6 protein-coding genes are annotated in these 8972 nt (G+C 75.2%); 5 read left to right on the top strand and 1 reads right to left on the bottom strand.

Features of this window, described 5'->3' with window-relative positions; translation table 11 throughout:
- Both ACIGG8_RS41100 and ACIGG8_RS41095 read left to right on the top strand, forming a co-directional pair.
- A partial coding sequence (locus ACIGG8_RS41100) for a hypothetical protein (protein ID WP_396553688.1) occupies positions 1-769 on the top strand: 769 nt, incomplete at its 5' end.
- A complete protein-coding gene (locus tag ACIGG8_RS41095; protein WP_396553687.1) occupies positions 703-1431 on the top strand; it encodes a VOC family protein in 729 nt (242 codons plus the stop codon). The genes ACIGG8_RS41100 and ACIGG8_RS41095, both read left to right, overlap by 67 nt.
- 146 nt (positions 1432-1577) lie before the next feature.
- Here ACIGG8_RS41095 and ACIGG8_RS41090 read toward each other — a convergent pair whose 3' ends face one another.
- The gene (locus tag ACIGG8_RS41090; protein WP_396553686.1) at positions 1578-4073 is read right to left on the bottom strand and encodes an AAA family ATPase; all 2496 of its coding nucleotides are present in this window, start codon (positions 4071-4073) and stop codon (positions 1578-1580) included.
- 239 nt (positions 4074-4312) lie between these two features.
- Here ACIGG8_RS41090 and ACIGG8_RS41085 point away from each other — a divergent pair, with 239 nt between their 5' ends.
- From ACIGG8_RS41085 to ACIGG8_RS41075, 3 genes are read left to right on the top strand one after another with little or no spacing between them, the layout of a single operon-like run.
- Positions 4313-6589, top strand: a complete 2277-nt coding sequence (locus ACIGG8_RS41085; RefSeq protein ID WP_396553685.1) for a TOMM precursor leader peptide-binding protein — start codon at positions 4313-4315, stop codon at positions 6587-6589.
- Between the two features lie 20 nt (positions 6590-6609).
- Positions 6610-8154 carry a SagB family peptide dehydrogenase gene (locus ACIGG8_RS41080; RefSeq protein ID WP_396553684.1) on the top strand — a complete coding sequence of 515 codons (1545 nt, stop codon included), beginning with the start codon at positions 6610-6612 and terminating at the stop codon, positions 8152-8154.
- The gene (locus ACIGG8_RS41075; RefSeq protein ID WP_396553683.1) at positions 8151-8963 is read left to right on the top strand and encodes an HlyD family efflux transporter periplasmic adaptor subunit; all 813 of its coding nucleotides are present in this window, start codon (positions 8151-8153) and stop codon (positions 8961-8963) included. The genes ACIGG8_RS41080 and ACIGG8_RS41075 overlap by 4 nt, the downstream gene beginning before the upstream one ends.
- Positions 8964-8972: the final 9 nt, after the last annotated feature.

Genomic DNA, 8972 nt, shown 5'->3' with positions numbered 1-8972 from the left:
CGACCAGCTGCGGGTGGAATTCTCCGGAATCACCGGAAAGGGCGATCCGGGCGATTTCCTGGTGCGGCGCAGCGACGGCACTCCGCTGCTGCGCCGCGCCTTCCGGGGCTGGGGCAACGTGCCGCCCGCCGTCCCGCCGTTCGCCGCACTGCAGGACCGGTTCTGCCTGGCCCCGGCCGTGGTGCTGGCCAAGGGCGGCGCCACCGTCGCCCTGCTCGGCGGCCCGTACTCGGAGCAGGCGAACGTGGGGGCCGCGTTGGCGCAGCGCTCCTGGGAGTTCGTCTCCGGCCGGCTGCTGGTGCTGGACCGCCGCAGCGGCCACGTGCTGCCCTACCTCGCCCCGCTGGAGGCGCGCGGGCCCGCCGCGGCCTGGCTGCGCGGCGCCGGGCTGCCGGAGGGGATGTGGCGCACGGTGGCCTCGCCGATCGGCGGCGAGGTGCTGCTGGTGCGCCCGGAGTGCCTCGGCCCGGTCGTGCCGGTCCGGGCCCGGCTGGCGCCACCCGCGCTGGTCCGGCTGTGTCGCAGTGCGGACGAGGAAGTCCGGCTGGCACCATGGGAGTTCACGACCCAGACCTGGCCGGCCGGATCGGCCGGCCTGCTCGCCGGAGCGCCGACCCACTGCCTGCACCTCCCCGGTGTGGGCGGGGCGGAGGAGGCGGCGGGCCTGATCGATCACGCAATGACCAAGGAGAAGGACGAGTCGTGCCTCGACGTACCCGCTATGCCCTCGGCGCACCGTGCTGGGCTGACTGCATCACTCCCGATCTGAGCGGCAGCCGGGACTTCTACTCGGCGCTGTTCGGCTGGGAGTTCGTCACCGAGTCCCCGGACTACCAACTGGCCGTCCTGGGCGGGGAGATCATCGGCGGCTTCGGCGCCGCACCGGCCGGGATGCCGCCGGGCGCGGTGTGGAACACCTACCTGGCGACCAAGGACGCGGACGACAGCTGCACGCAGGTCGGGCGGCACGGCGGCCGGGTGGTGATGCCGCCGGTGCCGGTCGGCGCGAACGGGCGGCTCTTCCTGGCCGTCGACCCCTCGGGCGTCGCGATCGGCTTCTGGGAGGGCCATCGCGCCGAGGGCGTGGTGCTCGCCGACGAGCCGGGCGCGATCTGCGGCCACGAGCTGCGGGTGCCGCTCGCCGCCACCGCCGAGGCGTTCTACGGCGCGCTCTTCGGCTACCGCCTCACCGGCGACGGGGAGTTCGAGCTGGACGGGGTCGGGCAGGCCCGGGTGGTGGAGAGCGACCAGGGCCGCCCGCAGTGGCTGCCTCACCTCGGCGCCCACGACCCGGCGGACACCGTGCACCGGGCCGTCGAGCTGGGTGCCCGGCTGATCCGCCCGGGGCGCGAGGAGCCGCCGGTGCTGCGGGACCCGTGGGGCGCCGAGTTCGGCGTCGTCGCCGCGCCGGCGGGCGTCGGCGGGGCGTGACGGCAGGGCCCGGCCGGGGGGATCGGGTCCTGCCGTCACGGCGCCTTGCCGTCACGGCGCCTCGGAGTCACGGCGCCTCGGAGTCACAGCACCTCGGAGTCACAGCACCTCGGAGTCACGCGACTTGCCGTCACGGCGCCACGGTGTCACAGCGCCTTGACGGCCGAGGCCAGTTCGGGCCGCCCCTTGATGGCCAGCTTGCGGTAGATCCGGCCCAGGTGGGTGTCCACCGTGCGCTTGCTGAGGCAGAGGCGCTCGGCGACCTCCAGGTTGCTCAGCCCCTGCAGCACCAGTTCGGTGACCCGCCGCTCGCTCGGGGTGAGCCGGACCGGCCCGGCGTCGCGGGTGCCGATGGCGGGGCCGCGGTCCTCCGCGGGGCGCGGTCGGGCGTCGCCGCCGGGGAGGGGATCGGCGGCGATGGTCCGGGCCGCGGCCGGTTCGCCGAGCGCCTGGTAGGCCTGGGCGGCGTGCGAACGCCACGGCACGCAGGCCGGGTTGGCGATCCCGCGGGCGGCCAGCTGGTGCCCACACTCCAGGAACAGCCGCAGCGCCTGCTGGTGGTCACCGCGGTGGGCGGCGAGCAGGCCGCGGGCCTCCAGCACCACCGCGCGCAGCAGCGGGTGGGCCTCGGCCGGCAGGTCGACCGCGGCGAGTTCCGCGCCGTCCACCGGCAGGCCCCGGCGCAGCCGGGTCCGGATCGCCATCGCCCGGGCGGCGCCCGCGAGTTCGTCCGCCCGGACCCGGCCGGCCAGCTCCGCGGCGTGTTCGGCATCGGTCAGGGCGGCGTCCAGCCGGCCCTGGCGGTGGGCGATGTCGGAGCGGGCCAGCAGCGCGAGGGCCAGCTCGCCGCGGTGGTTCCAGCGCTGGGCGGAGCGGACGGCCCGGCCGGCCCAGGCGGCGGCCTCGTCCAGCCGTCCGGTCCAGGCGTAGGCCATCGCCGCGCCGAGCACCTCGACACCGGCCTCGGCGGGCGAGACCGCGCGCACGCTGCGGGCGGCCAGCCGGACCGCCGTACGGGGCAGGCCGCCGGCGGCGGCCGCTGCGGCCTGGGCGCCCAGCAGGGCGGGGGCGGACGCCTCGGCGGGTTCGGCGCGCAGGGCGGCGACGGCCGGTCGCAGGGCGGTGCGCCGGCCGGTCAGCAGTGCCTGGGCGGCGAGCGGCAGCAGGAGGTCGGCGGCCGGTTCGGCGGTGGCGGCGAGGGCGTGGGCGGCCTCGGTGAAGGGGACGGCCGCGGCGCCGGAGGAGCTGAGCGCCAGCACCGGGCCGGTGAACGGCCGCAGCAGCCGGGCGCGTTCGACCGGGTCGGCGACGTCGGCCAGGCCGGCGGCGCAGCGGGCGGCGGCGGCGACGTCCCGGTGGAGTTCGACGGCGCCGAGCTGCGCGGTGAGCGAGCGGACGGTGTCCGGGTCGGTGGTGTCGGCGAGCGCGCGCTGCAGGTAGCGGGCGGCGTCGTCCCAGTGGCCGTCGGCGGCGGCGTCCCGGGCGGCGGTCCGCAGCACCGGGAGGGCCCAGTCGAGGCCGGTGGTGCCGGAGGACATCAGGTGTTCGGCGGTGCGGCCGGCCGGGGCGCCGAGCCGGACCAGCAGGGCGGCGGCCCGCTCGTGCAGGGCGACCAGGACCCGCGGGTCGGTGCGGGCCAGCACGGCGGTGCGGACCAGCTCGTGCCGGAAGGTCTCCGGCGGGCCGGGCTCGATCAGGTCGGTGCGGCGCAGCGCCTCGCGGGCCTCGTCGGCGAGCAGCTCGCCCTGGCCGGCCAGCAGGGCGGCGGTGGCGAGGTCGGCGTCGGCGCCGAGGACGGCGAGGCCGGTGAGCAGGTCGGCGGCCCGGGGGTGGCTCTGGCGCAGCCAGCTGAGCGTGGTGTCGGCGAGGGTGCCGGCGCCGATCCGGCGGACGGTGTCGAGGTCGGGCGAGCCGGGCGAGACCCGGGCGGCGACCAGCCGGGCGGTCAGCTCCTCCAGCACCAGCGGGTTGCCGCGGGAGAGGTTGTGGCAGACGGCGGCCAGTTCCGGGTCGACCGGGGCGTCGAACTCCTCGGCCACCCGCTCGGCGACGCAGCTGTCGCAGAGCGGGCCGGGGGTGACGGTGCGGGCGTGGCCGAGTGCGCCGAGTTCGGCGGCCAGCGGGTCGGCGGCCTCGTCGGCGGTGGTGGCGAGCAGCGCGACCGGCAGGCCGTCGAGCCGGCGGGCGAGATAGGAGAACCACTGCCGGGACTCCTCGTCGGCCAGGTGGAGATCGTCCACGGCCATGACGACGGGGGTCCGGGAGGTCAGTGAACGAGCAGCGTGGAAAAGACTGTTGAGTACCCGTTCGCGTCCGTTCCCGGCGCTTTCCGAACCCTCCGGGAGCGCGGCGGCGAGGAATTCGCCGCCGGGGAATTCCACTCCTTGCGGCGCGCTGTTTGACATGCGCATGATGGGATCGAAGAGCTGGCGCACCACCCCGTACGGAAAGTCCCGCTCGTTGTCGTGACACCGCGCCCGCAGCACCACCGCCTCACCCGGTATCCGGGCCAGCGCGGCGCGCAGCAGCGCACTCTTCCCGATCCCCCGCGGCCCTCTGACCAGCACCACCGCGGGCCGGCCCGCACCCGCCCCGGCCACCGCCCGGGCCAGCTCGGCCAACTCCTGTTCACGGTGCGGCAAAACTCCAGTCGGCAACGCAACCCCCCGTCGGCACCCTCATGCGACTCACCAGTATCGCCACCCCCACCCGGCTGTCAACGCGCGGGCCGAATACGTACGGCACTACGTACCGGCGCGCAGGAATACGCAATCGCCCGCGATGCGTAAGTCCGGCGCCCGGCCGAATATGCAGTATGTACAGCGGTTTTGACGGCGTGTTCAATATCGGCAACGGACTTGTGAACACAGGGGGATGACTTATGGAGCGTCCGCGGCTCAAGGCCCATTTCCTCACCGAGACGGTGGGCGAAAAGGTCTTCCTGCTCGGAGAGGGGCAGGACTACCTCGTCCCGGGGGCCGCCGCGGTGCGCCTCCTGCCCTACCTGGACGGACGGCGCACCGTCGCCGAGATCCTCCAGGAACTGGGCGGCACGGTGCCCCTCGGCCAGGCGCTGACCGCGCTGCGCCGCTACGAGGCGGCCGGACACCTCGCCGAGGGCCGGCCCGACCTGCCGGACCACGTGCTCGCGTACTGGGACGCCCAGGGCGTCGACCCGGCCGTCGCGCTGGAGACCGCGCAGGCCACCGAACTGCTGGTGCTGGCCCTCGGCGCCGCCGAGGCCGCGCCCCTGGTGGACGCGCTGACCGCGACCGGCCTGCGGGCCCGCCCGGTGACCGAGGACGAGGCCGTCACCGGCGGCCCCGACACCATGGTCATCGCGCTGACCGACGACTACCTGGACCGCGCGCTGGAGCGGCTGAACACCGCCCGCCTCGCTGACGGCCGCCCCTGGCTGCTCGCCAAGCCCACCGGCACCGCCCCGTGGCTCGGCCCGCTGCTGCGCCCCGGCGAGACCGGCTGCTGGACCTGCCTCGCGCAGCGGATCAGCGGCAACCGCCAGGTCGAGCGCTACCTGGCCGGCAAGCGCGGCGAGACCGTGCCGCTCCACCCGCTGCGCGCCGCGATCCCGGCCGGCCCGGCGATGGCCGCCCAGCTGCTGGCCGCCGAGACCGCCCGCACCCTGGCCGACGCCTGCTGCTCCGCGCTGGCCGGCACGATGGTCAGCCTCGACCTCAACACCCTGCAGACCACCGAGCACACGCTGGTCCGCCAGCCGCAGTGCCCGAGCTGCGGCGACCCGGCGCTGCTCACCGAGCGCAGCCCCAAGGTCGTCCTGCAGCCCAGCCCCGCCCGGCACACCACCGACGGCGGCTACCGGGTGCAGGCCCCGCAGTTCACCTACGACCGGCTGAAGCACCACATCAGCCCGCACCTGGGCGCGATCACCCGGCTCGGCGCGCACGAGGACACCGGCAACGGCATCACCTACAGCTTCACCGCCGGCCACAACTTCGCCATGGTCAACGACAACATGGACCTGCTGCGCCGCAACATGCGCGGCCAGAGCGGCGGCAAGGGCCGCTCCGAGATCCAGGCGAAGGTCAGCGCGATCTGCGAGGCCATCGAGCGCTACTCGGCGGTCTGGCGCGGCGAGGAGCCGGTGGTGCGCGCCGCCTACCGCGACCTCGACCCGGCCGTCGCCGTCCACATGGACGCCCTGCTGCAGTTCTCCGAGGCCCAGTTCGAGGGCCGCGCCGCGTGGAACGCCGACCCCAACCACCGGCTGCACCTGGTGCCCGACCCGTTCCCGACCGACGTCGAACTGGACTGGACGCGCGCCTGGTCGCTCACCCACGACACCGAGCGGCTCGTCCCCTCCGGCTACGCCTGGTACGGCCACCCCGACCTGCAGCAGCACTTCTACTGCGTCGGCGACTCCAACGGCTGCGCCAGCGGCAACACCCTGGAGGAGGCGATCCTGCAGGGCTTCTGCGAGGTCGTCGAGCGCGATGCGGTGGCCCTGTGGTGGTACAACCGGCTCGCCCAGCCCGAGTTCGACCTCGACTCGCTGAACGACCCGTACGTGGACACCATGCGCGCCTTCTACGCCTCGGTGGACCGCGAGCTGTGGGTCCTGGACATCACCTCCGACCTCGGCGTGCCCGTGTTCGCCGCCGTCTCCCGGCGCAAGCACGCGGTCGAGGACATCATGGTCGGCTTCGGCGCCCACCCGGACCCGCGGATCGCCGCGATCCGCGCGCTCACCGAGGTCAACCAGTTCCTCCCGTTCGTCGACCGCCGGGACGAGGAGGGCAACACCCTCTACCGCACCGACGACCTGGAGACCCTGGAGTGGTGCAGGACCGCGACCGTCGCGGGCGAGCCCTGGCTGCTGCCGGACCGCGAGCGCGCCGCCAGCACCCTCGCCGACTTCGCCCCGCTCGTCGGTGACGACCTCGCCGGGCACGTCCGGGACTGCGTCGAGCGCGCCGCCGGGGCCGGCGTCGAGGTGATCGTGCTCGACCAGAGCCGCCCCGACCTCGACCTCAGCGTGGTCAAGGTGATCGCCCCCGGCATGCGCCACTTCTGGCGCCGCCTCGCCCCCGGCCGGCTGTACGACGTCCCGGTGCGCCAGGGCCGGCTCGCCGCGCCGCACACCGAGGAGCAGCTCAACCCGAAGAACGTCTTCTTCTAGAACGGCCGGGTGCTGACACGATGACCACCGCTCTGACCACCGATGCGACCGCCGGTCCGACCGCCGGTCCCGACGGGCTCCACCTGCCCGCGACCGCCCGTACGGTCCGCCGGCTGCGGCTGCGCCCCGACGGCGCGCTCGCGCCGCTCGGCCCGCGCGCCGTCCGGCTGACCGCGCCCGTCGGCGCGCTGAACCTGAACGACCTCGCCCCCGGCGCGCTGGACGCGGTGACCGCGCTGGCCGCCGGGGAGCAGACCGAGGAGGAACTGGCCACCCTGGTCGCGGCCCGGGACGGCGACGCCGGGCTGCTGCGCTGGCAGCTGACCCGCCGCCGGCTCGGCACCGCCGGGCTGCTGGAGCACTCCGTCCACCTGGCGACCGGCGCCTCGGACGAGCCGCTGGCCCGGCTGCGGCCGGTCGGCCGGGGCGCCGCCGAGCCGGGGCCGACACCGGACCCGACCGGGCAGGTGAAGCTGTCCCGCTTCGCCTCCGCCGCGGTCGAGGACGGTGCCCTGCTGGTCCGCGCCCCGGGCAGCCCGCTGGCCGTCCAACTGACCGCCCGGGCCGCCGGACTGCTGGCCGCACTGGCGGGCTGGACCAGCCCCGCCGCCCTCGCCCAGCTGCCCGGCGGCCTGCCGCTGGACGCCGTCCGGCAGACCCTGCGGCTGTTCGCCGCGGCCGGCCTGCTGGCGTACGGCTCCCCCGGCGCCGAGCCGGAGGCCGAGGATCAGCGCTTCGCCCAGTGGCAGGCCGCCGACCTCGCCTTCCACTCCCGCACCCGCCGGCCCACCACCGTCGCCGGGTACGGCGGCACCTACCGGTTCGGCGACCGGTTCGCCCCCGAGCCCGCCTCGCCCGCACCGTTCCCCGGCGAGAAGGTCGCCCTGCCCGTCCCGGACCTGGACGAACTCGCCCGCGCCGACCGGCCGTTCACCGAGGTGCTGGAGCAGCGCCGCTCGGTGCGCGACCACGACGAGCAGGCGCCGATCACCCTGGAGCAGCTCGGCGAGCTGCTCTACCGCAGTGCCCGCCGGCGCCAGACCTTCACCGGCGGCGACGGCCAGGAACTGGCCGACCGGCCGTACCCGAGCGGCGGCGCGGTGCACGAGCTGGAGGTGTACCCGCTGGTCACCTCCTGCGCCGGCCTCAAGCCCGGCCTGTGGCACTACGCGACCGACCGGCACGAGCTGGAACTGGTCAGCGAGCCCAGCCCGGCGACCGCCCAACTGGTCTCCGGCGCCCGCGAGTCGAGCCTGATGAAGGCCGACCCGCAGGTGGTGCTGCTGGTCACCGCGCGCTTCGGCCGGGTGATGTGGAAGTACGAGACGGTCGCCTACCCGCTGATCCTCAAGCACGTCGGCGCGCTCTACCAGACCCTCTACCTGGTCGGCACCGCGATGGACCTCGCGGTCTGCGGCCTCGGCGGCGGCGACGCCGCCGACTTCGCCGCGGCCAGCGGCATCGACTACTTCACCGAGGGCACCGTCGGTGAGCTCGTGATCGGCAGCCGGCCCCCGACGCTGCGCCAGGACGTCGGCGTTCCACGGAGAGAAGCCAGACGATGAAGTTCCGTTTCAAGGCGCTGCAGCGGATGCGCGAGCCGGACGAGCTGGACTCGCCCACCCTGCTCGCCGCACCGCGCGGCTGGATCGCCCTGTTCGTCGTGATGATCACCATGGCCGCGGCGCTGCTGTGGACCTTCGCCGGGAACATCCCGATCACCGTCGACGCCCCCGGCCTGCTGACCCGCCCGCACGGCACCGCGATGATCCAGAGCCCGTTCGGCGGGATGGTCCGCACCGTCCTGGCCAAGCCCTCCGACCAGGTCAGGCAGGGCCAGTCGGTGGCCCGGGTCGAGGACGCCGAGGGCCACAGCCGGGAGATCACCAGCCCGTTCGGCGGGCGGGTGGTCGGCCTGTCGGTCACCGACGGGCAGGTCGTCGCGCCCGGCTCCCCGGTGGTCTCGGTCGAACGCGTCGAGGACCCGCAGGAGGGCGTGGTCGCGATGGTCTTCGTGCCCTCGACCCACACCATCGGGCTGGAGCCCGGCGACCAGGTGGACCTCAACGTCTCCACCACCCCGGCCGGCGCCTTCGGCCTGCTGCGCGGCACCGTCAGCTCGGTCAGCCCTTACGCGCTGACCAAGGAGGCGGTCTCCGGCCTGGTCGGCGGGGACCTCGCCGCCCAGCGCTACCTGGGCAAGGACGCGCCCCGCCTGGTGGTGGTCGAGCTGACGCCCGACCCGGACACCCCGAGCGGCTACTCCTGGACCTCGCAGAGCGGCCCGCCGAACCCGCTGGGCACCCAGGTCGCCGTCACCGCCACGATCAACGTGGGCAAGCAGACCCCGTTCAACCTGATCCTCGGCCGCTGAGGGGGGCTC

This window comes from Kitasatospora sp. NPDC085464 (assembly GCF_044541955.1).
In the GTDB taxonomy this organism is placed as follows: domain Bacteria; phylum Actinomycetota; class Actinomycetes; order Streptomycetales; family Streptomycetaceae; genus Kitasatospora.
The sequence above is the reverse complement of the archived record's forward strand: the minus strand, read 5'-3'. Positions and strand labels throughout refer to the sequence as shown.